Raw genomic sequence first — 219 nt, forward strand, 5'->3', positions numbered from 1 at the left:
TCTACCAACTTTCCATTTTGATAAACCTTACAGACAAAATTTCCGACACCACTAAGCAGAGTAGGAGTCCATTCTTGATTTTCCGGTGCAGTCATCTCAAACAGAACAGAAAAAGCTCCCTCCTCCTCTATGGACGAACCCTCATCGCCTGTGTAGCAAACCACGGGAGGAGAATTCGGTTTATCGCCGTCAAGCGGCAATACCGGATTGCTAGCTGTA

The 219-nt window shown here is 46.6% G+C and carries 1 protein-coding gene; it reads right to left on the reverse strand.

The window, feature by feature from the left end:
• Positions 1 to 219: hypothetical protein (locus tag ABFY71_RS19230; protein ID WP_347947486.1), on the reverse strand; the 219-nt coding region annotated here is incomplete at both ends.

Source organism: Devosia alba (assembly GCF_039938915.1).
GTDB classification, from domain to species: Bacteria; Pseudomonadota; Alphaproteobacteria; order Rhizobiales; family Devosiaceae; genus Devosia; species Devosia alba.